Annotated in this window: 24 protein-coding genes; 21 read left to right on the top strand and 3 right to left on the bottom strand. The window is 69.4% G+C overall.

Translation table 11 applies throughout. The annotated features are described in order from the left end of the window. Window positions 1-13: 13 nt before the first annotated feature. Window positions 14-511: a hypothetical protein gene (locus WFQ05_RS06315; protein WP_337053129.1), complete on the bottom strand. Its 498-nt coding sequence runs from the start codon at window positions 509-511 to the stop codon at window positions 14-16. A gap of 420 nt (window positions 512-931) precedes the next feature. On the opposite strand from WFQ05_RS06315, the gene WFQ05_RS06310 reads away from it, so the two are divergent. The 15 genes from WFQ05_RS06310 (at window position 932) to WFQ05_RS06240 (ending at window position 13,465) form a co-directional block, all read left to right on the top strand. After that, window positions 932-1,900, top strand: a complete 969-nt coding sequence (locus WFQ05_RS06310) for a LysR family transcriptional regulator (protein ID WP_337053128.1) — start codon at window positions 932-934, stop codon at window positions 1,898-1,900. Between the two features lie 264 nt (window positions 1,901-2,164). Next, window positions 2,165-4,312, top strand: coding sequence for a TonB-dependent receptor (locus WFQ05_RS06305; RefSeq protein ID WP_337053127.1), 2,148 nt, complete (start codon window positions 2,165-2,167; stop codon window positions 4,310-4,312). A 2-nt stretch (window positions 4,313-4,314) separates the two neighbouring features. Beyond that, window positions 4,315-6,405: a S9 family peptidase gene (locus WFQ05_RS06300; RefSeq protein ID WP_337053125.1), complete on the top strand. Its 2,091-nt coding sequence runs from the start codon at window positions 4,315-4,317 to the stop codon at window positions 6,403-6,405. 73 nt (window positions 6,406-6,478) lie between these two features. After that, complete coding sequence (locus tag WFQ05_RS06295) at window positions 6,479-7,720, top strand: dipeptidase (protein WP_337053124.1); 1,242 nt, start codon at window positions 6,479-6,481, stop codon at window positions 7,718-7,720. Window positions 7,721-7,770: 50 nt separating this feature from the next. Then, window positions 7,771-8,178 carry an MAPEG family protein gene (locus WFQ05_RS06290; RefSeq protein ID WP_337053123.1) on the top strand — a complete coding sequence of 136 codons (408 nt, stop codon included), beginning with the start codon at window positions 7,771-7,773 and terminating at the stop codon, window positions 8,176-8,178. Window positions 8,179-8,194: 16 nt separating this feature from the next. Further along, complete coding sequence (locus WFQ05_RS06285) at window positions 8,195-8,446, top strand: hypothetical protein (protein WP_337053122.1); 252 nt, start codon at window positions 8,195-8,197, stop codon at window positions 8,444-8,446. A 23-nt stretch (window positions 8,447-8,469) separates the two neighbouring features. Then, complete coding sequence (locus WFQ05_RS06280; protein ID WP_337053121.1) at window positions 8,470-9,303, top strand: trypsin-like serine protease; 834 nt, start codon at window positions 8,470-8,472, stop codon at window positions 9,301-9,303. A gap of 239 nt (window positions 9,304-9,542) precedes the next feature. Then, entirely contained in the window at window positions 9,543-9,890 is a 348-nt protein-coding gene (locus tag WFQ05_RS06275; protein ID WP_337053120.1) for a hypothetical protein, read from the top strand. Window positions 9,891-10,013: 123 nt separating this feature from the next. After that, window positions 10,014-10,421, top strand: coding sequence for a hypothetical protein (locus WFQ05_RS06270; protein WP_337053119.1), 408 nt, complete (start codon window positions 10,014-10,016; stop codon window positions 10,419-10,421). 42 nt (window positions 10,422-10,463) lie between these two features. Next, window positions 10,464-10,838 (top strand): hypothetical protein, encoded by a 375-nt coding sequence (locus WFQ05_RS06265; RefSeq protein WP_131660500.1) that lies wholly within the window; start codon window positions 10,464-10,466, stop codon window positions 10,836-10,838. A gap of 6 nt (window positions 10,839-10,844) precedes the next feature. Further along, entirely contained in the window at window positions 10,845-11,240 is a 396-nt protein-coding gene (locus tag WFQ05_RS06260) for a hypothetical protein (protein ID WP_337053118.1), read from the top strand. Window positions 11,241-11,586: 346 nt separating this feature from the next. Further along, window positions 11,587-12,006, top strand: a complete 420-nt coding sequence (locus WFQ05_RS06255; RefSeq protein WP_337053117.1) for a hypothetical protein — start codon at window positions 11,587-11,589, stop codon at window positions 12,004-12,006. Between the two features lie 62 nt (window positions 12,007-12,068). Then, the gene (locus WFQ05_RS06250) at window positions 12,069-12,680 is read left to right on the top strand and encodes a nucleoside deaminase (RefSeq protein ID WP_337053116.1); all 612 of its coding nucleotides are present in this window, start codon (window positions 12,069-12,071) and stop codon (window positions 12,678-12,680) included. Between the two features lie 69 nt (window positions 12,681-12,749). Continuing rightward, on the top strand, window positions 12,750-13,175 hold the full coding sequence (locus WFQ05_RS06245) for a VOC family protein (protein WP_337053115.1): 426 nt from the start codon (window positions 12,750-12,752) through the stop codon (window positions 13,173-13,175). An 80-nt stretch (window positions 13,176-13,255) separates the two neighbouring features. After that, on the top strand, window positions 13,256-13,465 hold the full coding sequence (locus tag WFQ05_RS06240) for a hypothetical protein (protein WP_131660505.1): 210 nt from the start codon (window positions 13,256-13,258) through the stop codon (window positions 13,463-13,465). A gap of 10 nt (window positions 13,466-13,475) precedes the next feature. Here the strand turns inward: WFQ05_RS06240 and WFQ05_RS06235 are convergent, their stop codons facing one another. After that, entirely contained in the window at window positions 13,476-13,964 is a 489-nt protein-coding gene (locus tag WFQ05_RS06235; RefSeq protein WP_130520497.1) for an Lrp/AsnC family transcriptional regulator, read from the bottom strand. 317 nt (window positions 13,965-14,281) lie between these two features. Here WFQ05_RS06235 and WFQ05_RS06230 point away from each other — a divergent pair, with 317 nt between their 5' ends. The 6 genes from WFQ05_RS06230 (at window position 14,282) to WFQ05_RS06205 (ending at window position 23,292) form a co-directional block, all read left to right on the top strand. Further along, on the top strand, window positions 14,282-16,531 hold the full coding sequence (locus WFQ05_RS06230) for a TonB-dependent receptor (protein WP_337053114.1): 2,250 nt from the start codon (window positions 14,282-14,284) through the stop codon (window positions 16,529-16,531). A 150-nt stretch (window positions 16,532-16,681) separates the two neighbouring features. Continuing rightward, entirely contained in the window at window positions 16,682-18,235 is a 1,554-nt protein-coding gene (locus WFQ05_RS06225) for an amino acid permease (RefSeq protein WP_337053113.1), read from the top strand. After that, window positions 18,235-19,686 carry an amidase family protein gene (locus WFQ05_RS06220; RefSeq protein WP_337053112.1) on the top strand — a complete coding sequence of 484 codons (1,452 nt, stop codon included), beginning with the start codon at window positions 18,235-18,237 and terminating at the stop codon, window positions 19,684-19,686. Before WFQ05_RS06225 ends, WFQ05_RS06220 begins: the two co-directional genes overlap by 1 nt. Then, on the top strand, window positions 19,686-20,327 hold the full coding sequence (locus WFQ05_RS06215; RefSeq protein WP_337053111.1) for an FMN-binding negative transcriptional regulator: 642 nt from the start codon (window positions 19,686-19,688) through the stop codon (window positions 20,325-20,327). Before WFQ05_RS06220 ends, WFQ05_RS06215 begins: the two co-directional genes overlap by 1 nt. Continuing rightward, window positions 20,324-21,307, top strand: coding sequence for an alpha/beta hydrolase (locus WFQ05_RS06210; protein ID WP_337053110.1), 984 nt, complete (start codon window positions 20,324-20,326; stop codon window positions 21,305-21,307). The genes WFQ05_RS06215 and WFQ05_RS06210 overlap by 4 nt, the downstream gene beginning before the upstream one ends. Next, window positions 21,304-23,292 (top strand): S9 family peptidase, encoded by a 1,989-nt coding sequence (locus WFQ05_RS06205; protein ID WP_337053109.1) that lies wholly within the window; start codon window positions 21,304-21,306, stop codon window positions 23,290-23,292. Before WFQ05_RS06210 ends, WFQ05_RS06205 begins: the two co-directional genes overlap by 4 nt. Before the next feature lie 15 nt (window positions 23,293-23,307). Here the strand turns inward: WFQ05_RS06205 and WFQ05_RS06200 are convergent, their stop codons facing one another. Continuing rightward, entirely contained in the window at window positions 23,308-24,738 is a 1,431-nt protein-coding gene (locus WFQ05_RS06200) for a glycoside hydrolase family 30 beta sandwich domain-containing protein (protein ID WP_337053108.1), read from the bottom strand. Window positions 24,739-24,848 lie beyond the last annotated feature (110 nt).

Genomic DNA, 24,848 nt, shown 5'->3' with positions numbered 1-24,848 from the left:
CACTCCCTGGCCGTTAGGGGATGGTCACCGTGCGTACGCAGCGATGCTCGGCGGCGCCGTCCGACTCACCCTGCGGATAGACGCTCACCCGCAGGCCCGGCTTGTCAAACCATTCCTTGACCAGGCGCCCGTGCTCGGCGTTGTAGGGGGTGCGGGTGAAGCCCAGCGCCTCGAGCCGCTGGCCGAAGGCGTCGTAGTCCAGCTGGCAGACCGGGGTCATCGCCGCGTCCGCCGAGGCCGGCGTGAAGTTGAACGCGAACTTGGCCGCATCCGGGGCCGTGGCGTCCAGTTCGATCGTGTAGGACCACGGTGGGTCCAGCGCGGCACCGACGCCGTAGCGGGCGCTGCCGTCGCGCGCGCGCTCCAGGCGGATGCCCATCGTCTGCTCGACCCGTGCCGGGGTCAGATCCGCCAGCGCATGGCTGCCCTGGATCAGGTCGAGCACGCGCTGCAGGACGGCACCCGCCTGCGGGGGCGGCGTGGCGGCGGCGGAAGGGGGGGCGGTGGTCACGGCGGGTTCCTCCTTGGAAGGCGCGGACAGCGGGGCCCGCGAACAGGCCGGCAATGCCACGCAGGCCGCCAGCAGGGGAAGGATCGAAGCGGCAAGGCGCATGGGGGCGGGCAATCCTCACACAGCGGTAGGTCGCTGCTGGCCCCAGGGTGGCATCCAGCCAGGCGAGGGGCCGAGTGAACCACCTGGGCCCGTGCCGTGCAACCTGGGGAGATCGGCGCCGCGCGGCGCTTCGGCCGAAGGTGCAAGGGATGGATCGCCGTGCTCAGACCACTCGCCAACGCCCGCGCGGTGTCTTGCGCGCCGACGCGTCGGCTCTGCATGATGCGGCCCTGGGGGCGACCGTGGGGGAGGCGGTACGCCACCCAGATCCGGGGCCGCTGCGTGTCCACACCATCGCTTGAGGGGTGCCAACCTGCTTTGCAGCGGCTGGACAGCCAGCTGCTGTCCGATCTCTGGTTTTTCCGCGCGGCCGCGCGCGCGGGCAGCATCACCCAGGCCGCCTCCGCGCTGAGCGTGACCCAGGGCGCGGTCAGCCAGCGCGTGCTGCGGCTGGAGGCGCGCCTGGGCGTGCCCCTGTTCGAGCGCCACAACCGCCGCATCTCCCTGACCCGGGCCGGCGAGGTGCTGCTGGCCGCGTTCAACGATGCCTCCGGCACGGTCAACGAGGCGCTGGTGCAGATCGGGCGCCTGCGCCAGCAGACCCTGGTGGTCGCCTGCCCGCCGACCCTGGCCATCGAGTGGCTGATGCCCAATCTGCCCGACCTGTACCGCGGCAGCCCGGGCCTGGAAGTGCACATCCGCGCCGAGATGGTCGCGCCGGACGTCTACTGGATGGAGGACCAGCGGGTCGACCTGGTGATCGGCTACTCGCACGTGCAGGTCAGCGGCCTGCACCAGCTGGCCAGTTTCCGCGAACTGATTTTCCCGGTGTGCTCGCCGGCCACGCTCTCCCGCCTGGAAACGTGCACCGGCGGGCGCGAGGTGCTGGCGCTGCACGACGACAACGTCTGGCAGGAAGGCGAGCGCCAGGGCGCCGAGTGGCGCGAGTGGTTCGAAGGGGGCGGCGCGCGCTGCGCCGATGCGTGGAAGATCACCGCCGAGCAGCGCTTCAACCTGGCCTATCTGGCCTACCAGGCCGCGATGTACGGCGACGGCCTGGCGATGGCGCGCTCGGTCAGCGTCGAGCGCATGCTGCAGTCGCGGCAGCTGGTGCCGGCCTGCTGCGTGGTGCCGGTCCCGAGCGCGCACTACCGGATGATGTCGCTGGCGCCGATGCGGGCCGGCTCGGCGCTCGAGCAGCTGGTGCGCTGGCTGCTGCTGCGCATGGAGACGAGCCAGGCCAGGACGCTGGAACGGCTCGGGATCAGCGGGAAATCCATTAGCTGACCTGATGCATTCGATAGAAATGCTGCATTGCGATCACGCCGTTTTTACGCAGACCATGTGCGTGCAGGGACCGCAGGCGGATCCCCGCTGACCGGAGCGGTCAGCGGCGTAAGGGGACCGATCCGCCGATTGCCGCGGCCTTCATGGCCGGACATCGACTGCCACCTGTTTCAACACCCGCATCCCGCGCCGCTGCCGCTTGTCTCCTGATGGGGGACGAGGTGGCGGCCTGTCCCTCCACGCCTGCCTGTCCCGGAGACCTCCATGTCCGCCGCCCGTCGTTCCCTGTCCTCGCGCCTCCCCGCCCTCGTCTGCAGCCCGCTGGCTGCCGCGCTGCTGCTTGCCCTGTCGGCGTCGCCGGCGGCCGCCCAATCCACCACCGACGGCAAGGACGTCAAGGAACTCGACAAGCTGCAGGTCAAGGGCAAGCGCGAGAGTGAAGGCAACGGCGCGCTGGGCGACAAGGCCGCGGTGGACACGCCGTTCTCGGTCAACAGCGTCGATGCGCAGCAGCTGGAGAAGTACCAGCCGGTCTCGCTGCTGGACGTGTTCGCGCGCGACGCCAGCGTCTCGCGCAGCGCCGGCAGCGACTACAACGGCTGGTCCTCGCGCCTGGTCGTGCGTGGCCTGCCGCTGAGCTTCGAGGACAGCATGAAGGTCAACGGCATGCCGACCGCGCTGTTTGGTGTGAACCTGCCGCTGGAGATGATGGACCAGGTGCAGATCCTCAAGGGCGCCAGCGGCTTCATGTACGGCTTCGGCCAGCCCGGCGGCATCGTCAACTACGTCACCAAGAAGCCGGCGGGCGATGTGGCCAGCGTGGACCTGTTCTACCGCACCGACGCGGTGTTCGGCGCGCATGTGGACTACGGCGGACAGTCCGGCGACGACGGCCGCTTCGGCTACCGACTGAACGCCACGCACGAGGCCGGCAGCTTCTATTCCGGCGGCGAGATCCACCGCGACGCCGCCGCCGTCGCGCTGCAGTACAAGATCGCCCCGGATCTGGTGCTGTCGGTCGATGCGCTCTACCAGGATCGCCGCATCGACGAGCCGACGCCGTACTTCTACCCCTGGGCCTACGCCCTGAAGTACCTGCCCAAGGGCGTGACCGGCCGCACCAACTATTCCTCGCCGGCGACGTTGAACTACAACACCTTCTCGATGCTCACCTCCAGTCTGCGCTGGGACTTCGCGCCCAACTGGAGCGCCACGCTCAGCGCCGGCGAACTGCGCGACCACTACCGGCTCAAGCAGGAGTACTTCGAACTGGACGGCCCCGATGGGCGCTATGACGACTGGGTGTTCGACGGCAAGGACGCCTGGGATTTCCGCTTCATCCAGGGGCTGGTGCAGGGCAGCGTGGACACCGGTCCCCTGCGCCACGATCTGGTCGTGGGCGCATCCTGGCAGCTGATGAAGCTGGACCTGGGCGACGGCAACATCGGCTCGTGGGCTGTGATCGGCAGCGCGCGCCTGGCCGACCGGGTGCGGCTGGCCTGGACCGCCGCCGCGGCCACGCACAACATGTTCCTGTATTCGCAGACCGAGCAGTTCGCGGCCTTCGGCAGCGACACGATCCACTTCAGCGATCGCTGGTCGGCGCTGCTGGGCGCGCGCTTCAACAGCTACCGCCAGGTGGCCTACACCTGGGACACCACCGATGTGAGCGTGCGCTACCGCAAGCCGGTGTGGACGCCGACGGTGGCGCTGATGTTCAAGCCCACCCCCGACTCGACCCTGTACCTGAGCTACGTGGAGTCGCTGGAGCAGGGCACGACCGTGGGCAGCTGGTATGCCAACGCGGGCCAGCAGCTCGGGCCGATCCAGAGCGACCAGTACGAGCTGGGCTACAAGATCGAGACCGGCGCGTTGACCACGGGCGCGGCGCTGTTCCGCATCAACCGCGGCGCCGAGTACGCCAACGCCGCCAACGTCTACGTGCAGGATGGCAACCTGCGCTACGACGGCCTGGAGCTGGAAGCGCGCTACCACTTCACCCCGCAGTTCGAGGTCGGCACCTCGGCGATCTGGATGGATGCGACCTACGACAAGACCGGCACGCCGTGGCTGGTCGGCCGCCAGCTCGCCGGCACGCCGCGCTTCAGCGCCACCGCGGATGCCAGCTATGCCTTCGACGCAGTGCCGGGCCTGGCCGCCTACGCCAGCATGAAGTGGTACGGACAGACCGCCGTCTACAACAACGTCGCCTCGCAGGCCACGGTCTATGCCAAGGGCTATGCGGTGACCGACCTGGGCGGCAGCTACGCCACGCGCTGGGGCGGCCACCCGACGATGCTCCGCCTGGGCGTGGACAACGTGTTCGACCGCAACTACTGGCAGGGCGGTTTCAACGAGTTCGCGATCGGCGCGCCGCGCACCGTCGCGCTCAACCTCAAGCTGGACTTCTGAGCATGTCCACCGCGATGGCGTGGCGGGCCGCGGCCTGCCTGGCGCTGCTGGCGGCGGTGCCGGTGGCCGCCGCCCAGTCCGGGCGGCCGATCATGCCGGCCGACGTGGTGGCGCTGAAGGAGGTCGACGACCCGCAGATCGCCCCGGACGGCAAGGCGGTGGCCTATGTGGTGGCCACCCCGGGGCCTGCGCGCAAGCCGCCCAAGGACCGCGTGCGGGTGGTCGGGGTCGACGGCGCGCCGTCGTGGCAGGTGGACGCGCCGGAGGCGGCCAGCGAGAACCACCCGCGCTGGTCGCCGGACGGGCGCCGGCTGGCCTTCCTGTCCGATCGCAAGCCGCCGGGTGCGGCGCCGGCGCCAGTGGCGACGCCGTCCGCCGACAAGGCCGAGGGCGAGGACGACGCGCCGAAGCAGCAGCTCTGGGTCGTCGATGCGCCGGGTGCGGCGGCGCAGCGGCTCAGCGATGCGCCCGGCGGGCTTTCCGACTTCGCCTGGTCGCCCGACGGCCAGTCCATCGCCTGGCTGGCGCGCCAGGCGCCGTCGGCGCAGCAGAAGGCGCGCACCAAGGCCGGCGACGACGCGATCGAGGTGGACCACCCGCGCGAATTCAACCAGGCCTGGGTCAAGCGCCTGCCCGACGGCGCGCCGGTGGCGGTCAGCCCCCCGCAGCAGGAGGTCTCGGCACTGTCGTGGGCGCCCGACGGCCGGCGCCTGGCGCTGCGGGTGGCCGACCGGCCGGGCTTGAACGAGCACTGGAACCGCGCGCGGCTGGTGATCGTCGATGCCGGCGATGGCCGCCTGCTCAAGACCCTGCCCGGTACCGTCGGCGGCGAGGCGGCGCAGTGGTCGCCCGACGGCACGCGCCTGCTCTACCGCGAGCAATCGGCCTCGAAGATGGCCTATCGGCTGATCGTGCGCACGCTGGCCGACGACCGCGTCTGCGAGGTCGCGCCCGGCTGGCCGGGCACGCCGTGGGGCGGACGCTGGCGCGATGCGCACACCGTGGTGGTGCAGGGCCTGCAGGGCATGGACGCGCAGTTTCTCCAGGCCGGCGCCTGCGATGGCCGTTGGAAGCCGCTGGCGCAGGTGCAGGCGCCCTGGCAGGCCTTCAGCCTGGCCCACGACGGCACCGTGGCGTTCCTCGGCCAGGGCACCCATCAGCCGTCCGAGGTCTGGCTGCTGCGCGGCCGGCGCGCCCGCGCGCTGACCGACACCAATCCGCAGGTGGCCGGCTGGTCGCTGGGCCGCCTGCAGACCCTGACCTGGCACAACACGCATGACGGCCGCACGGTCCATGGCGAGGTCGTGCTGCCCCCGGGCTGGACCCCGGCCGACGGCCCGCTGCCGACGCTGGTGCAGATCCACGGTGGCCCGGCCTGGGCCTGGTGGTCGGGCTGGCTGGGCTCCTGGCACGACTGGGCGCAGATGCTGGCCTCGCATGGTTACGCGGTGCTGCTGCCCAACCCGCGCGGTTCGGAAGGGCAGGGGGCGGCGTTCACCGAGGCGATCCGCAGCGACTGGGGCGGCGGCGACTTCCAGGACGTGCTCGATGGTGTGGACCTGGCGGTCGCGCAGGGCATCGCCGACCCGCAGCGCCTGGCGATCGGCGGCTGGAGCTACGGCGGCTACCTGGCGGCGTGGGCGGTGGGCCACAGCGACCGCTTCCGCACCGCGATCGTCGGCGCCGGCGTGACCGACCTGTACACCATGGCCCTGACCACCGATGTGCTGGACTTCCTGCCCGGCTACTTCGACGGCAACCCGCTCGATCGCCGCGCGCTGCTGGATGCGCGCTCGCCGCTGCGCGCGGCCAACGACGTTCACGTGCCGGTGCTGGTGCTGCACGGCCAGGCCGACGAGCGCGTGCCGACCTTCCAGGGCGAGGCGTTCTACCGTGCGCTGCGCTTCAACGGCACCCCTGCCGAGCTGACGCTGTACCCGCGCACCACGCATTGGCCGCAGGAGCAAGCGCTGCGCCGCGACATCCTGCAGCGCGTGCTGGACTGGATGCAGACGCAGCTGCCCACCGCAGCCGGTGCGGCATCGGTACCTGCCTCGGAATCGGCGCCGGCACCGGCGCACGCCAAGCCGTGATCCCCACGTCGCGCTGGTTCGTCCAGCGCGACGCTGCTAGCGTTGGCCGCTTCCGCCGCAACGCACCTCTGCCATGGCCCGCTCATCGCTGCTGTCCGCCTGCCTGCTCTCCCTGCTGCCGCTGTCGGCCGCACACGCCATCGAGTTCAGCCCGCAGGAGCTGGCGCGCGCGAAGGCGCTGCAGAGCAGGCTGCTGACGCTGGATTCGCACCTGGACACGCCGACCAACTTCCCGCGGCCGGACTTCGACATCCTCGTCGGGCATCCGGACAACGCGCTCTCGCAGGTGGACCTGCCGCGCATGCAGGCCGGTGCGCTGGACGGCGGCTTCTGGGCCATCTATACCGAGCAGGGCGATCGCAGCGCCAAGGCGCACCTGGAAGACCGCGACGCCGGCCTCAAGCGCCTGTCGCAGATCCGCGAGATGCTGGCCGCGCACCCGCAGCAGTTCGCCGAAGCGACCACCCCGGCCGACGCGGCGCGCATCAAGGCGCAGGGCAAGCGCGTGGTCTACATCAGCATGGAGAACGCCAGCCCGCTGGCGGCCGACCCTACGCTGCTGTCGTTCTATTACGGCCAGGGCCTGCGCCTGATGAGCACGGTGCACTTCATCAACAACGAGTTCGCCGACTCGGCCACCGACCCCAAGGGGCCCGAGTGGCATGGCCTGAGCCCGGCGGGCCGGCAGCTGGTGCAGGCCGCGCAGAGGCTCGGCATCGTCATCGACCAGTCGCATGCCTCGGACGAGGTGTTCGACCAGCTGATCGCGCTCTCGCCGGTGCCCATCCTGCTCTCGCACAGCGGCGCGCGCGCCGTGCACGACCATCCGCGCAACATCGACGATGCGCGCCTGAAGGTGCTGGCCGCGCACGGTGGCGTGATCCAGATGAACTCCTACCAGGGCTATCTGATCGACACCGGCGCCACGCCCGAGCGCAAGGCCGCCGAACAGGCGCTGCAGGACAAGTACGGCGGCGAGGCGGGCATGAGGACGGCCGACGGCGTGCGCCTGGCCGCCGACCTGAAGGCGCTGGATGCCAAGTACCCGGTCAGGCACGCCACGCTGGACGACTTCTTCGCCCATCTGGACCACGTGCTCAAGCTGATCGGCCCCGAGCACGTGGGCATCGGCATGGACTGGGACGGCGGCGGCGGGCTGCCCGGCATGGAGGATGTCGCCGACCTGCCGAAGATCACCGCCTGGCTGCTGCGCAAGGGCTATAGCGAACAGCAGATCGCCGATATCTGGAGTGGTAACGTCCTGCGCGTGATGCAGCAGGCGCAGGAGTGGGCGGCGGCGCAGCCGAAGTCCTAGCGCAAACCGGCCGCGCCGCACGACCGCCCCAGGACAAGGACGCATCGCCAATGACATCCACGCTGATCCCGCCGATGGCTGCGCATGTCGCACTGGCCGCCCTGCTCTACGTCGCCCTGACTGTGGCGCGCGCACCGGCCGTGTGGGGCATCGGCCGCGCGCGCGACGGCGGCAACCCCTTCGCGCAGCTGGAGCCGCGCATCAGCGCCAACCTCTCCAACCAGTTCGAATGGCCGCTGTTCTTCCATGTCGCCTGTGTGCTGCTGCTGATGCAGGGTACGACGGGGCCTTTGGTGGTCGGCCTGGCCTGGCTGTTCGTCGCCGGGCGCGTGCTGCACAGCCTCGTGCAGATCTTCATCCCCAACCTGCGCCTGCGCGGGCTGGTGTTCATCGTGAACTTCCTGGCGGTGCTGGCGCTGTGGGCGGTCCTGGTGGCACCGGTCGTGCGGCTTCACTGAGTCCGCTGCCTTGGTCATGAGGGAGCGCGCGTATCGCTGGCGCTTGCTGCGCCGGGCGCTGTTCTGGACGCTGACCGCAATCGCCGCGTCGGTCGTCGCCCTGTTCCTGTGGGCCGCTGCGCCGCTGGCCCTCACGCTTGCCCGCGGCGGGCGGGGCGAGCTGTGGTTTTTCGGAGACGGCGCCCTCGTGCTGGCCGCGGCGCTCGCGTATCTGATTGCCGCGGCGCTCTTTGTCGTCCGGGACAGGACCAGGAAAAGAAGCGGATGAGACCACCAATAAGGAACCACGCCATGCGCCGGATACTGCTGCTCGTACTACTCGCCGTGCCCTTCGGCGCGGGCGCGATCGTCATACGAGACGATGTGGCCGATGCGAAGTATCGCGTCGCGGTGTCGGAGTTCCCCGCCCTGGTCGACCTGCCTGGCGAAGGACATGGCGTCCTGATCGCGCCGCAATGGGTGGTGACCGCCGCCCATGCGGTCATGTGGCAGACCGAGATCAAGCAGGTGACGTTGAACGGGATGCCCAGGGACGTCGACCGCCTCGTGGTCCATCCTGGTTACAGGAAGCCGTCGCAGGCGTTGCTCGACCAGGCGCTGGCGACCTGGGACTGGACGCTGTTCCGCGTGGTGCTCTCCTCCTCCGATGACATCGCACTGATCAAGCTGGCGCGCCCGGTTACCGACGTCACGCCCGTCGCGCTCAACGAAGGCGAGGACGAGTTCGGCCAGACCATCAAGATCCTGGGCGCCGGCGCCACGGGCGACGGGATCAAGGGCTACGCATTCAGCAGCCCGCATCGCACCGCGCTTCGTCGCGCCTACAACAAGGTCACCAGCGCCGATGGCCGCTGGCTCTGCTACATGTTCGATCCGCCATCGGCAGCGCTGCCGCTCGAGGGCGGCTCCGGAAGCGGCGACAGCGGCGGTCCGGTCCTGCTCCAGGCCGGGAACAACTGGCGACTGGCCGGACTGACCTCATGGTCGGACCCGCAGAGCGGCATCAGGACGCCAGGGCGGTATGGCCAAATCACCTGCAACGTGCGCCTGAGCCATTACCAGGATTGGATCAAAAGTGTCATCGCCGGAGCTGCGCAGGCCGGTCCTCGCCCAGGCTCAGCTTGATCCGCACGCCGGTCGTCGGGCCGACCGACGCGCCTTGACGAGCGATGGCCGTCCTTGTCCCGCGATGCCTGCGCTTTGTTGCATAAGCCATATGCGGACGCGGCAGGCATATTCGCGACTACATGCATTTTTTTTCCCGACGAGGCGAGAAGAATCATGCTTGCAGGGCGGAAATGATCTTGACGGGTCCATCTTCCCAGACGAACAATCGCCGCGATGCTCCGGACGGAGTCCACGCGGTGTCGGCCCTCATGAAAGCCCGTCAAGTCTTCATCGCAGGCCTGCTGGCTTGCGCCGCGTTCTCGAGCGCAGCAAGCGGCGCCGATCTCACCCAGGACGACGCGGCTCTCATACGCCACATCAAGGCCACCAACGAAGTGTTCGTCAAAGTGCTGGGGCCTTGCACAGCAGAAACGCTGTCGCGCGGTAAGGCGAGCAAGTTCACTTACAGCGGCACCTGCGAGCTCAATCCGCTGCCCGACAACAGCGATTGCGGAAGCTATAAGGTCACGGCGACTGGTACCGTGGATACCAAGACCTGGGCGACCGTAAGGGATCTCCACCTTGCGCTGCAGTGTTCGGCTTGAGATCTGGCAGCGCATCCAGCGTGATGCCGCTTCGCTGCGTGGCTTGATGTAAAGCGCTGAGCTATACGATCATTTCATTCAAGGCGGGGAGGGGCCGCCGACAGATTGAGGCGATATGACGACATGAACGGGTATCGGTTCACCTCAAGCCTGTTCGTGGTCGAGCCAGGAGAAGACGAGGAAACCAATCCTGGCTGTTACGGACGTCAACTGGCCATTTGGCTTAAAGCGCAACTTGAGTCTCGCGGTTACAGCGTAGAGCCGGTGATCACAGAGGACTGGGGGCGCTGTCTCATGCTTTCTCGCGACCCTTTCTTATTGTGGGTTGGTTGTGGCACCGCTGAAGACTCAGCAGCTAGCTGCTCAAGCGATGGCGATATTATTTGGCACTGCTTCGCTGCCGCAGAAGTTTCGTTTTTCAAGCGCCTCTTCGGCAAGCCAGACACACGTGTCGCTCTTTCGAAGCTCGACGCAGACTTGCGTTCTATCCTCGGCGCAGAGCGTGAGATCACGCTAGTGATCGAGTCCTAGAAAAGCTTACGTCGGTCAGCACTCGCGCTGAGATCATCTTTCATGAAGTACAAGCTCATCGGCGCCATGGCACATAACTGGACCCACTCATTCATGAGTGGCACCAACTATGTGTTCAATGACTTCGTTTTCAAAGACATGTACCAGCTTGCCCGAGATCGGCGAGGCGAGAAGATAACGATTACTTGGATCCCGACGCCTCCGGATGATCTGCCTGGGTTGACCGCCCGCATCAAGGAGTCGTTGAAGCACTATCGCGAAGCATTGCCAAAGCATCTCCTGCGGCATCAGATTGATGTGGGCGCTATCTCTCAGATGCGTACCGAAGTGTATCTTGCCGAAAATCGTCAGGTGCACGTCAGGTCGTACGTGCTGGACGATCGTGGAAAGGAGCATGTGCAGCTGGTGTGGCCCTAGCAACGAATGGTCGACGCCCTTCAGGGCATTGCCGAAAGATATGAGGCGCGTATGGTCATCATCAGGCAGCACGGAAAGAACGGCGAACTCTTCGACATGGCAAGCTTCTTTGGCGCCGTCGATCGGTTCGCGAAGCCAGAAACCTGGCTGGTGGTTGTTGATCAATGCGTGGGCGGTAACGCCCTTGAGATCGAGAACCGCACCGCCGGAGGCCTGTCGATGTCGGACCCGGCCTTTCGAGACATGTATCGCGATATCCATCAAACGATAGATGGCCACTTTGTCGGCTTGGCTGGAGGTGAGCGCGTGTTTGAGCGGCGAGCCGTGGACTCCTCGTTCTGGGAGGTGACTGGTTCGCCAGCCTTCGAGTCGCATATGCTTCAGACCTATGGGGCGGGGTAGCACGCACAGCAATTTGTCCAAACCATGGAGAAATGGGCAGGGGGCTTTCTTATGAGTAGCTCAACAATAGCTGGATTCATTGCGGTAACTCTCGCTTCTTGCGGCGCTTGCTCCGGTGCTCCTAATTTTTCCAGATCGCGAGAGTGGGCACGGGCGCATGCCCGCGGCGCTGACCCAGATTAGGCTCGATACGTAGCTGCGGTCCAAGCAGACTTGGCCACAAGGACTCATTCCCCTGAGCGTGCTTAGATCAGGCGGCGTGGGCGCTGGCAATTCAATCAAGCTGAATCTGCTTCGCAGCTTGGCTTACTCTCGGCGTCAGGCCGCTAGTGAAATCCTTCGCACCATGTTCAATCGTCTACCGTTTCCCTGGGTCTATGTGCTTGAAGTCCTGCTAGCGGCTCCGCTGTTCGCCAGCTTCTATCTCGTTGTCGCCTTCGTGGCGTCGCAGCCAGCGGACGCCGTTCGGGCAACGGGCGCCGCGATTCCCACGGGCTGGGAAGCCGCAGTGCCCAACCACGGCGGGTACATACGTGGGTTCCTGCCAAGCGCTCATCCGGTCCTTCTGTGCGCATCAACGATCGCTCTTCTCGCATTTGTCGTGATCGCCTGGCAACTTAGGCTGGCACAGGCGGCGCAAAGGCGGTCCGCGCTTACTGAGCACGTCACGTACCACAAGGTCGCGGCGGCTATTACCTTTGGCGCGTGGGCACTGGTGGCATGGCTGCTCGTCACGTTCGGCTTGCCACAACTGGCAGCGGCCTGACAATGCATTCAATCCGAAGCTGCTGCGGCGCGAGTCGCCTTAGCTGAAAGCGTGGGGCGCAAATGAAGTCAAGCTGGTCATCGCTGCCCATCGCCTGGCAAGAGGCGTTTGCCCTTGCCGTGGATTCGTACCTCAGGCGGGACGCTGCGCCGATTGGCGCGGTGGTCACGGACGGGGCTGGCACGATCGTTTCCAGGGGTGGCAACGCGATCTCGAGCCACCGTTTGGCGCACGCCGAGATGGAGGCCTTCGCCGGTGTCCCGGCGACGCTGGATCGGCGCGCGGCCTGGCTCTTCGTGACGGTGGAGCCGTGTCCGATGTGCGCGGGGGCGCTGCGCATGATGCAGCTCGGCAACGTCCACTTCGCGGCGAGGGATCCGGCAGCTGGCGCCACCCGCCTGCTGCAGGACGACGGCTTCATGCGTGAGATCCCCTGTGCGGTGCATGCGCCGCGGATTCCCGCGCTCGAACAGGTTGTCGTTGCGCTGGTGACCGAGCATCGGATGCGGACGGGTCACACGCGCTGGCAGCCCGCGTGGGAGGCCTATCAGCCCGTGGCTTTCGCCGTCGGCAGGCGTCTGGCCGCCGAGGGCGCTCATGCGCAGTGGCGGCATGCGTCGGTCGGCCCTGCGGCGCTCTACGAATCCGTCGTTTCGTTCTGCGTCGGGACCTGACGCGTCGCCAAGCCGACGCGCTATGGTCGGCTGCCCGGCCAATCCGTTCCCGGACCCCTGGAGCTAGGTGTGACCAAGACCATCACCATCAGCCTGCCCGTCGCCGATCTGGAGGCGTCCAGGGCGTTCTACACGGCCGTCGGTTTCACGCCCAGTGCGAAGTTCGCCGATCCCACGGCGGCGCTGATGGAGTGGAGCGAGGCCATCAGCGTGATGCTGCTGACCCATGCGCGCTGGGCGACGTTCACCACGCGGCCGATCCCGCCGAGCACCTCGAGCGAGGTGGCGTTGAACATCTCCTGCGCCTCGCGCCAGGAGGTGGATGCGATGGCCGAGGCGGCCGGCCGTCATGGCGGCACGACCGACATCAATCCGGTCGAGGACCACGGCACCATGTACGGCCGCGATTTCTGCGACCCGGATGGCCACGTCTGGGGTGCGATGTGGATGGACGCGGGCGATGCGCAGGACGAAGACGCGCCTACCGCTGATTGATTGCCGGCGAGGTGTCGGCGAATCCTGTGGCAGGATGCCGCAGGGGCGATGCCCCATTACGCACAGGGACTCGCGACGCCATGGCCATCCTCTTTTTTGCGCTCTATTCGGTCTTCTGCTTCTGGGTCGTGTTCCTGGACGGCGCGGACACGCTGGAGGGATGGCGAGCTCTGGTGACGCTGGACTGGTTCGCCTGGACGCTCACGGCGAGGGAGCTGCGGTTCTACGTGGGCATTTCATGGCTCGCCTCGCTGGCAGGGCTGCTTTTTAGCCTGTTCGGCGGCACCTGATCGGTGTGAGTCAGCCGCGCGGTGCGTCGCGCGTCAGCGGGTAGCCGGAGAACGGCTTGACCTCGTCCATCAGGAAGTGGGAGACGATCTTCTCCACGCCGTAGTCGCCGCCCAGCAGGCCGCGCGCGATGTCCTTCCAGTGGTGCACGTCGTGCACGATCACGCGCAGCAGGTAGTCGTACGAGCCGGAGACGCGGCTGGCCTCGACCACCTCGGGCATGTCCAGGATGCGGCGGTCGAACTCGGTGAACTCGTCCAGGGCGTGCTGCTTGAAGGTGACCTGCGCCAGCACGATGGTCGCCGAGCGGATCCGGTCCACGGCCACGTGGGCGCGGTAGCTGCGGATCAGGCCGCGCTGCTCCAGCGCCCGCACCCGCGCCAGGCAGGCGCTGGGCGACAGCGCCACCCGGTCGGCCAGGGCCTGGTTGGTGATCCGTGCATCCTGCTGCAGGACGTCGAGGATCTTCAGGTCGGTGCGATCGGGCGCTTTGGCTGACATGGCGGGCTTCTTGGGGCGTTGGGGCCAAGCGCCGCGCTGCACGATGTGCGCAATTGGCGGGCCGGGACTGCAGATCCTGCGTTATTGCCGATGGTAACCCGCCGTTCCTGCGGCGTGTGCTGAATTAATTCCTTTCTAGATCAATCGATTGAGGGCGTCAGCGCTCCCGTGGTTTCTGCTGGACGCGGTTTGGGATTTCACCTACTACTGATCCCGAGCAGGAGTTCGCTGCCAGGCGATGGGGAGGTCGCGCTGGCCATCAGGGGGACATCGGAGGTTCCGCCAACCCGCCAACCGTCCAAAGGGGACCGTCCGCCATGAAGTCGTTGCCGATCACCGCTCTCTCCCGCGCCGTGCGCGCCGCCTGTCTGCTCGGCATCGCCGCCTCCGGCGCCGCGCCGGCCTTCGCCCAGGACGGCGACAGCGCGGCCGCGCCGCAGACCAAGGACCTCAACACCGTCGTCGTCACCGCCGGCAAGCGCAACGAATCGGTGCGCGAGATCGCCGGCTCGGTCAGCGCCGTCACCGCCGCCGAACTGGACGCGCTGGGCGCGCAGAGCCTGTCCGACTACATCCAGCGCACGCCCGGCGTGGTGTTCAACAGCTATCAGCCGGGCGTGTCGCAGGTGGTGATGCGCGGCATCGCCACCAGCGCGGGCAACGTGCAGGGCCAGGCCACCACCGGCTTCTTCCTCAACGAGGTGCCGCTGACCGAGCCGGGCTGGACCATCGTGGTGCCCGACATCGACACCTTCGACCTCAACCGCGTCGAGGTGCTGCGCGGCCCGCAGGGCACGCTGTTCGGCTCGGCCTCGATGGGCGGCGCGATCAACTACATCGCCAACTTGGCCGACACGAGCGGCTTCGACGCGGCGGCCGAGGCCACCGTCAGCCAGACCAGGAACGCCGATGTCGGCTTCGGCGCCAAGGCGATGGTCAACGTGCCGGTCAAGCAGGACCTGCTGGCGTTCCGCGCCGTGGCCCAGTACCGCGACGACCCGGGCTACCTGGACAACATCGGCACCGGCAAGCAGGGCGCCAACACCACCACGCTGGCCGGCGGGCGCTTCTCCGCGGTGCTGACCCCGGCGCAAGGTACCACGCTGTCGTGGCTGAGCCTGCTGCAGAACACCGACTCGGACGACAACGCCTACCAGATCAAGGGCCTGGCCGACCTGACCCGCAAGACCGCGGTGCCCGAATACACCAACACCAAGGTCGCTGTGCACAGCCTGCGCCTGGACCAGGACCTGGACGGCATGACCCTGACCGCGCTGCTGGCCTACCAGAAGAAGCAGCAGGACTGGCGCTTCGACTACACGCCCATCCGCGGCGCCTACAACGCCGATCTGGATCTGGACCTGACCAGCCCGCTGTCGATCTATTCGGGCGGCGAGAGCACCGGCAAGAGCCTCGAGGTGCGCCTGGCCTCGGACAAGGGCGACCGCTTCGAATGGCTGGTCGGCGGCATGTACTTCGACACCAGCAAGGATCTGTACGAGACCATCGGCGCCGACGGCGCGGCCGCGGCCTTCGACCAGTCCTCGCTGTACGGCCCGGGCGCCGGCGCGGTGATCGCGCCGGACGGCCGCATCTTCAATGCGTACTACACCCACCTGTCGGGCTCGGAGGCGGCGCTGTTCGGCGAAGGGTCGTTCTCCTTCACCCCGGAGTGGAAGCTCACCCTCGGCGGCCGCCTGTTCCGCACCAAGGTCGACGCGCGCTCGACCCAGGTCGGCTTCTCCACCTATCCGGGCAATCCGATCGTCACCCCGTCGCAGACCAAGGAGGACGGCTTCAACCCCAAGGTCGCGCTGTCCTACACGCCCAACGAGACGGTCATGTTCTACGGCCTGGTCTCGGAGGGTTTCCGCTTCGGCACGCCCAATACCAGCGGGTTGAGCGCCTATCCGATTCCCTCCGGCTCCAAGTCCGACAGCCTGGTCAATTACGAGCTGGGCACGCGCACCAGCTGGGCCGGCGGCCGCCTCCTGCTCGACGCCACCGCCTTCTACGTGGACTGGAAGGACATCCAGCTGCGCCTGCAGACGCCGGACTTCTACAACTACGCGGCCAACGGCGGCAAGGCCTATAGCCGCGGCATCGAGCTGTCCACCCAGTGGCGACCGACCGACCAGTTCGAATGGGCCGGCAGCGTGACGTGGCAGCACGCGCGTCTGGACCAGGATCTGTTCATCCTCTACTACGGCACCGCGCCGGCCGGCTCGCAGCTGCCGGGCTCGGCCGACTGGTCGATCAACAACACGCTGCGCTACCACTTCGATGCGGCCTACGACCCAACCCTGTCGCTGTCGCACCAGTACCTGTCCAAGGGCATCAGCGATCTCAACTCGGCCGTGCCGGGGATGACGCCCAACGTGCAGGGCAACTACAACCTGTTCGATCTGCGCTACAGCATGACCTTCGGCGGCACCGAGGTCAGCCTGTGGAGCACCAACCTGACCGACAAGCGCGGCATCACCCGCGAGGTGGCCGAGGTCAACGGCATCGGCCAGGGCATCGTGCGGCCGCGCACCGTCGGCATGACGGTGCACTGGAAGTACTGAGCCGCCGGCGGGTCGATGCGGCGCCGTGCTGCGGCGCATCGGCCCGGATCGCATCGATGCGCCGCCTGAGCTTCCACCTCGTGTCCGCCTGCTTCGCCTTCGATGGGCGCGCCGGTGCACGCACGTCCCATGACCCCCAGGATCCCCGCCATGGCTGATGCCTCCCGCCCGCTGGACCGTTGGCGCCAAGCCCTGCACCGCAAGTCGATCGACGTGGTGGTGGCCGACACCGAACGCGCCGGCCTGCAGCGCAAGCTCGGCGCCGGCAGTCTGCTGATCCTCGGCATCGCCAACATCCTCGGCGCCGGCATCTATGTGATGACCGGCGAGGCCGCGGCCAGCTTCGCCGGGCCGGCGGTGCTGCTGTCCTTCGTGCTGGCCGCGCTGGCCTGCGGTTTCACCGGGCTGTGCTATGCCGAGCTGTCCTCGGTGATCCCGGTGTCCGGCTCGGCCTACAGCTATTGCTACGTGACCCTGGGCGAGGGCTGCGCGTGGGCACTGGGCTGGATGGTGATCCTGGAATACGTGCTGTCGGCCTCGGCGGTGGCGGCGGGCTTCGCGGGGTATCTCACCAGCCTGCTCGGCGATATCGGCGTGCACGTGCCGGCGTGGCTGGCCACCTCCACCATCACCGCGCTGCAGCAGGACGGCCATACCGTGCTGGCGAACAGCGGCGGCCTCAACCTGGTGGCCGCGCTGGCGGTGCTGGCGGCGGCCTGCGTGCTGATCGCCGGGGTCAGCCAGTCGGCGCTGGTCAATGCGGTGCTGGTGGTCATCAAGGTGGGCGTGCTGGTGTCCTTCATCGCGGTCGGGGCGCGCTACGTGGACAGCGCGCACTGGCAGCCGTTCCTGCCGGCCAACGAAGGCGGCTTCGCCTACGGTTGGCCGGGCGTGCTGCGCGCGGCGGCGATGCTGTTCTTCGCCTATCTGGGCTTCGAGACCGTGTCGATGGCGGCCTCGGAGACGCGCAACCCGCGCCGCGATGTGCCCTTCGGCATCCTCGGCTCGCTGGTGGTGTGCACGCTGCTGTACGTCGCCGCCGGCGCGGTGCTGACCGGGATCGTGCCGTTCCGCGAGCTGGGCGTGCCCGATCCGGTCGCGCTGGCGGTGGATCGTATGGGCTGGCCGTGGTTCGCGGTGCTGATCAAGATCGGCGCGCTCACCGGCCTGGGCTCGGTGCTGCTGGCCAACGGCTATGGCGTGTCGCGCGTGGCGGTGAACATCGGTCGCGACGGGCTGCTGCCGGGGCTGTTCGCGCACGTGCATCGCACCCGGCGCACGCCGTGGCTGGGCAATCTGACCTTCGGCGTGATCGCCGCGGTGCTGGCGGCGCTGCTGCCGATCGGCGTGCTCGGCGACCTGATCTGCTTAGGCATCGCCTCGGCCTTCATCGTGGTGTGCATCGCGGTGATGTGGCTGCGTTCGGCCCGGCCGGAGCTGCGCGGCGGCTTCCGCGTGCCGCTGGGCGGGGTGTGGATCGGCAAGGCCTGGATCGGCACCGTGCCGGTGCTGGGCATCGTGCTGTGCCTGACCATGATGGCGCCGGTGCTGGGCGACATGGTCCAGCAGGTGCGCCGCGGCGATCCGCTGGCCGCGCTGATCCTGGCCGGCTATGTCCTGGCCGGCGCGCTCGTCTACGTCTTCTATGGCCAGCGCCGCGGGCGGCGCCTGGCGTATGCCGCCGCGCAGCCAACGGAATCCTGATGTCCTTGCCCTCTGTGTCCCTGTCCCAGGCCTTGTCGCTGGGACGCCTCGACGCGCACGACCAGGCCGCGCTGCTGGCGCGCGGCGAGCTGTCGCCGGCCGAACTGACCGCCGCCGCGATCGCCCGCGCGCGGCACTTCGAGCCGGCGCTGGGCGCGCTGAGCCACACCGACTTCGCGCGCGCGCTGGCGCAGGCCGCCGCGCTGTCGCGTCCCGACGCCGACGCGCCGATGCGCGGCGTGCCGTGGCTGCCCAAGGACTCGCTGCGCGTGATCGGCATGCCGACCCGCGGCGGTTCGCGCAGCCGCACCGGCGTGCCGGCCAGCGACCAGCACGCGTTCGCGCAACGTTGCGCCGACGCGGGCCTGGTCGCGCTGGGCAAGAGCGCGATGCCGGAGTTCGGCCTGATGGGCGTGACCGAATCGCTGCTCGGCCCGGTCACGCGCAATCCGTGGTCGCAGGCTTATTCGCCCGGCGGCTCCAGCGGCGGCGCCGGCGCGGCGCTGGCCGCGGGCGTGGTGCCGCTGGCGCACGGCAGCGACGGCGCCGGTTCGATCCGCATCCCCGCCTCGGCCTGCGGGGTGGTGGGCCTCAAGCCCGGCCGCGGGACCACGGTGCGCGTGCGGGCGCGCCATCCGATCGAGGACCTGATCGTCGCCGACAGCCTGATGTCGCGCAGTGTGCGCGACAGCGCCTGGGCCTTCGCGGCGCTGCATCCGGATCGCCCGGCGCCGGTCACCGCGCCGCTGACGCGTCCGCTGCGCATCGCGCTGGCGGCCGAGACGCTGCAGGGCGTGGCGCCCGATGCGCAGGTGGCCGCGGCGCTGGCGCAGGCGGCGGCGCTGTGCGAGTCGCTGGGACATCGGGTCGAGCTCGCCTCGCTGCCGCTGTGCGGCGCGCAGGTGTTCGAGGCGGCGATGACGCTGTGGTCGCACCTGGGCGCCGATGCGCTGGACCTGGCCGAGATCGCCTTCGGCGCGGCCGGCGCGCGCGCGGCGCTGGAGCCGTTCACCGTCGGCCTGTCCGACTGGAACCGCGCTCACTGCGGCGTGGCCGAGCTGGAGCGCGCCTATGCGGTGCTGGCCGCGCTGCCGGCCGCGTTCAAGGCCTTCCACGCGCGCTACGACGTGCTGCTGACGCCGACCCTGCGCGCGCCGCCGCCGCTGATCGGCAGCTTCGCGCCGGACGGCGATTTCGCCGCGGTGTTCGGCGGCATGTTCGACTGGATGGGCTACACGCCGCTGCAGAACCTGGCCGGTACGCCGGCCATCAGCCTGCCGCTGGGCCACGGCGAGGACGGCCTGCCGATCGGCATGCAGTTCGCCGCCGATCGCGGCCAGGAATCGCTGCTGCTGGCCCTGGCCCTGCAGCTCGAATCGGCCGCGCCCTGGCGTGACCGCTGGCCGCCGGTGTCGGTGGCCGCTTCTGAATCCGGCAAGGACACACACTGATGGGACATGCCCGCGACAGCCGCTTCGCCGCGCGCGACAGCAACGACCTGCTGCGCCTGCTCGCCACCCAGCCGCTGGCCTGGCTGGTGTCGGCCGGCGGCGAGGATGCCTGCTTCAGCCCGCTGCCGCTGCGCGCGCAGCTGGACGAGGCCGGCGAACTGATCGGCCTGATGGGCCACCTGGCCAGGCGCAATCCGCACGTCGCGCGCCTGGCGCGCGATCCGCAGGCCACCGCGCTGGTGCTGGGCCCGCAGGCCTACGTCTCGCCGAGCTGGCTGGACGATCGCACCCAGGCGCCGACCTGGAACTACGCCGCAGCGGTGTTCCAGCTGGAGGTCACCTTAAGCGACGCGCCGCAGGACATCGCAGCCGAACTCGACGCCCTGGTCACGCAGATGGAAGCCGGGCGCGCGCGCGCCTGGGCACTGGAGGAGATGGGCGAGCGCTATGCGCGCCTGGCGCTCGGGGTGACCGCGCTGCGCGGCCGCATCGTGGCCCGGCACTCGACCTTCAAGCTCGGCCAGGACGAGGCCCGCCACGACTTCGCCCAGATCCTGGCCGGGCTGAGCGCCGGCGGCGAGGACACGCTGGTGGCGTGGATGCGCGACTTCGCCGGGCGCGAACACGGAGGCGCCGCATGAGCGCCTCGCTGGATGCGCTGGACCCGCAGCTGCGCCGCTTCGTCGAGGACGTCTGCGGTGAGGGCGCGCGCCTGCGCGCAGGCCGCGCGCTGGACTGGCCGCAGCGACGCGAGATCGCCGCGCAGGTGCGCGCGCCTTGGTGCGCGGGCGGCCCGGCGATGCAGCACGTCGAAGACCATGGGCTGGAAGCCGAAGGCCAGGCCTTCCGCGTGCGCGTGCTGCGCCCGGCCACCGCACCGAAGGTCGCACCGGCCCTGTTCTACCTCCACGGCGGCGGCTGGTGCATGTTCAGCATCGACACGCACGACCGGCTGCTGCGCACCTACGCGCACGAGGCCGGCGTGGTGGTGGTGGCGATCGATTACGCGCTCTCGCCCGAGCATCGCTATCCGCTGGCGCTGCAGCAGTGCGTGGCCGCGCTGGCCTGGCTGCGCGCGCAGGCAGGGACGCTGGGCATCGACGCCGGACGGCTGGCGCTGGGCGGCGATTCGGCCGGCGGCAATCTGGCCGTCGCCACCGCGCTGCGGCTGCGCCAGGCGCAGGCCTTGTCCGGCGTGCGGGCCCTGCTGCTCAATTACGGGGCCTTCGATATGCGGATCTCCGCCGCCGCGGCGCGCTTGGGCACCCCGGAGGATCTGCTGACCGTGGCCGAGATGGAAGAATTCTGGACCAGCTACCTCGGCCCCGACGCGATGAGCAACGACGATCCCCTGGCGCAGCCGCTGCGCGCCGACCTGCACGGCCTGCCGCCGGCCCTGCTGCTCTACGGCGATCGCGACGTGCTGGGCGAGCAGAGCGTCCTCATGGCTCAGCGCCTGCGCGAGGCCGGTGGCGAGGTCGAGCTGCGCCGCTACCTCGGCGCGCCGCATAGTTTCGTCGAGGCCATGGCCGTGTCCGAGCAGGCGTGCGCGGCGGTGGCCACGGGCGCGGCCTGGCTGCGCCGCCATCTGGTTTCTTCCTCGCAGGAGAGCGCCGCATGAAGCGGATCGTGTTGAGCTGCCTGTTCGCCGTGTGCTGCGGCATGGGCGCGATGTCGGCGGGAGCGCAGACGCCCGCGTCCCCGCATCTGCCGACGCCGGCCGACTTCGTCGCGCTGGCGCAGGTGGGCGATCCGCAGATCAGCCCGGACGGCGCGCGCATCGCCTACGGCGTGGCCACGCCGCAGGGCGATGGCAAGCCCGCGCACCGCCAGCTGCAGCTGATCGCCGCGACCGGCAAGGCCGCACCGCGTCCGCTGGACGGCGCCGGCAAGGCCGACGACAGCGCCCCGCAGTGGTCGGCCGACGGGCGCCAGCTCCTGTTCCTGTCCGATCGTGCCTTGCCCGGCGCCGAGGCGGCGCCCAAGCCCGCGGCCACGCAGGTCTGGCGCGTCGATGCCGAAGGCCGTCACGCGCAGGCGCTGACCCGCGCGGCCAGCGACGTCGCCAGCTTCGCGCTGTCGGCCGATGGCACGCGGCTGGCGTATCTGGCGATCGATCCGCCCTCGCCGGCCATGCAGGCGCGCATCGCCGCCAAGGACGATGCGGTCGAGGTCGATCATCCCCGCCTGTTCAAGCGCCTGTGGGTGCAGGACCTGGCCAGTGGCACGGCGCGCGTGCTGAGCCCGCCCGACCTGCAGGTGCAGGACGTGGCCTGGGCGCCGGACGGCCGCACGCTGGCGCTGCGCGTGTCCGACGACACCACGCTGAACGGCTACTGGTACCGGTCGCGCGTGGTGCTGCTGTCGCTGGCCGATGGCACGCTCAGCCCGCCGCTGGAGCCGATGGCCTCGGCGTTCCCGCTGCAGTTCTCGCCCGACGGGACCCGGCTGCTGTACGGCCGCATCGCGCCCTACGGCATGGTCGCCACCGTGTACGCGCACGAACTGGCCAGCGGCAAGCGCGTGGCGCTGGCCGAGGACTGGCCCGGCACGCTATGGCTGGCGCGCTGGCAGGACAGCCGCACGCTGATCGCGCAGGGGCTGCACGGCGTGCGCGGCGAATTCCTGCGCGTCGATGCCGCCACCGGCGCATGGCGCACCCTGGCCGCGCCGCAGATCGCCTATCCCAGCTTCAGCACCGCGCGCACCGGCCGCACCGCCTTCATCGGCCTGCGCGACGCCCAGCCCGCCGAGGTGTGGACCCTGGACGGCGGCAAGCTCACCGCGCGCACCGACACCAATCCGCAGGTCGCCGGCTGGGCGCATGGCCAGGTGCGCGAGCTGGCGTGGACGTCCTCGAAGGACGGCCGCCGCATCACCGGCGTGCTGCTCATCCCGCCCGGCTGGAAGGCCGGCACGCCGCTGCCCACGCTGGTCCAGGTGCATGGCGGCCCGGCCGAGGCCTGGTGGTCGGGCTGGATGGGCTCCTGGCACGACTGGGCGCAGCTGCTGTCCACGCGCGGCTATGCCGTGTTCCTGCCCAACCCGCGCGGCTCGGAAGGGCAGGGCCGCGCCTTCACCGAGCTGGCCCGCCACGACTGGGGCGGCGCCGACTTCCAGGACCTGCTCGACGGCGTGGACATGCTCGAACGCGAAGGCGTGATCGACCCGCAGCGCCTAGGCATCGGCGGCTGGAGCTACGGCGGCTACATGTCGGCCTGGGCGGTGACCCAATCCAGGCGCTTCAAGACCGCGATCGTCGGCGCGGGCGTGATCGACATCGGCGCCGCGGCCTTGACCACCGATGTGCCGACCTACGCGCCGGGCTACTTCGGCGACCCGGTGACCCACCGCGCCGAGTACGACGCGCATTCGCCGATCCGCTATGTGGACCGGGTGAGCGCGCCGGTGCTGATCCTGCACGGCGAGGCCGACGCGCGCGTGCCGCTGAGCCAGGGACAGATGTTCTATCGCGCGCTCAAGTTCCATGGCACGCCGGTGGAGATGGTGACCTATCCGCGCGGGCCGCACTGGTTCACCGAGCAGGCCGCCGGTCGCGACGTCCAGCAGCGCGTGCTGGACTGGCTGGACACGCACCTGCGCTGAGGCTGGGGACAGGCCCTAGCGCGCCGGCGCCCAGGTGAAGGTCGCCAGGGTGCGCGCGGGCAGGGTGGCGTGGAAGCCGACCGCGCCCTCGCGCACCGAGAACGTGCGCGGCGCCTGCGCACTGTTGGTGACCAACAGCACGCGCCCACCGTCGGCGTTGACGAAGGCCACATTGTCCACGCCGTCCACCTCGCCGCTGGACGCCACGCGTCGCGCGCCGGGCCGCACGAAGCGGCTGACATGGGCCAGCGCGTAGTACTCGTCGGTGCGGGTGACCGCGCCGCTGCGGATGTCGACGTCGACCACGCCGCGGCAGGTGTCGCAGCCGCCGGCGTGCGGGCCGCCGTCCTGGTCCAGCACCAGGTTCCAGAACAGCACGCCGCGCGCGCCGTGGCGCACCGATTCGATGATCAGGCGGCGCGCCTGCAGGGTCAGGCCGCCGCTGCGCAGCGGTTCCCAGTCGCCGCCCGAACACTCGGTCAGGTAGACGTCCTTGTCGGGGAACGCCTGCTGCACCCTGGACTGCGCGTCCGGCGTGCCACCGTAGCAATGCCAGGCCACCGCGGCGATGTATCGGTTGGCCTTGGCATCGCCCAGCACGGCCAGCGGTTCCTCGGGCTTGTCCCAGTTGTGATCCCAGTCGAACAGCAGCGGCGCCGCCCGGCCGCGCGCTGCCAGCAGCGGGCCGAGGTGCTCGCCGATGAAGCGCGCCCGCGCCGGCGCGTTGAGGCGCATGCCGGGATAGTCCTTGGGCTCGAAGTCCGGCTCGTTCTGCACGGTCAGCGCCCAGATCGGGATGCCTTGCTGTGCGTAGGCGTCGACATAGCGCAGCAGATAGCGGGCGAACGCGTCGTAGGCCGCCGGGTCGAGCGTGCCGCGCACCAGGCTGCGGTTGGACTTCATCCACGCCGGCGCGCTCCACGGCGAGGCCATGACCTTGAGCTGCGGATTGATCGCCAGCGCCGCGCGCGTCACCGGCACCACGTCGCCCAGGTTGGGCGCAATGGAGAAATGCGCCAGCTGCGGATCGGGCGCATCGCCCGGCGTGTCGTCCAGCGAATAGTGATAGCGCGAGAAATCCGAGGCGCCGATGGTCAGCCGGGTGAAGCCCAGGCCCAGCCCGCCGTCCTGGCGGCCGAACAGCTCGCGCAGCAGCGCCTCGCGCGCGGGCGCCGGCAGCTGCTGCAGCACCTGCGCGGAGGCATCGGTGATCGAGGCACCGAAGCCGACCATCGCCTGGCGCGGCGCCTGGGCCTGGACCTCGATCGCGATCGGCAGCGCCACCGGCGCGCCCAGCGCGATGGGCGCCATCGGCGCCAGCGCCTGGCGATGATCGTGCGTGGTCAGCCACGCCTGCACCCGCGGCGGCTGCTCGGACGCGCCGGCGCACAGGGCGAAGGCGAGGAACAGGCCGGGCAGGCCTGCGCGAAACGACTGCCGGTTCATGCCGCGTGGCCTCATCGACGGCCCCACAACCTGCCTCAAGCCTGCGCCAATGACATGCTGCGCCGCGCAAGATCCGCATCGCGCGGCGTGTGTCGGCGACGCTCTGGCGT

Origin of the sequence: Pseudoxanthomonas sp. USHLN014 (genome assembly GCF_037153335.1) — a bacterium.
GTDB classification, from domain to species: domain Bacteria; phylum Pseudomonadota; class Gammaproteobacteria; order Xanthomonadales; family Xanthomonadaceae; genus Pseudoxanthomonas_A; species Pseudoxanthomonas_A winnipegensis.
This window is presented reverse-complemented; position numbering and strand designations above follow the sequence as displayed.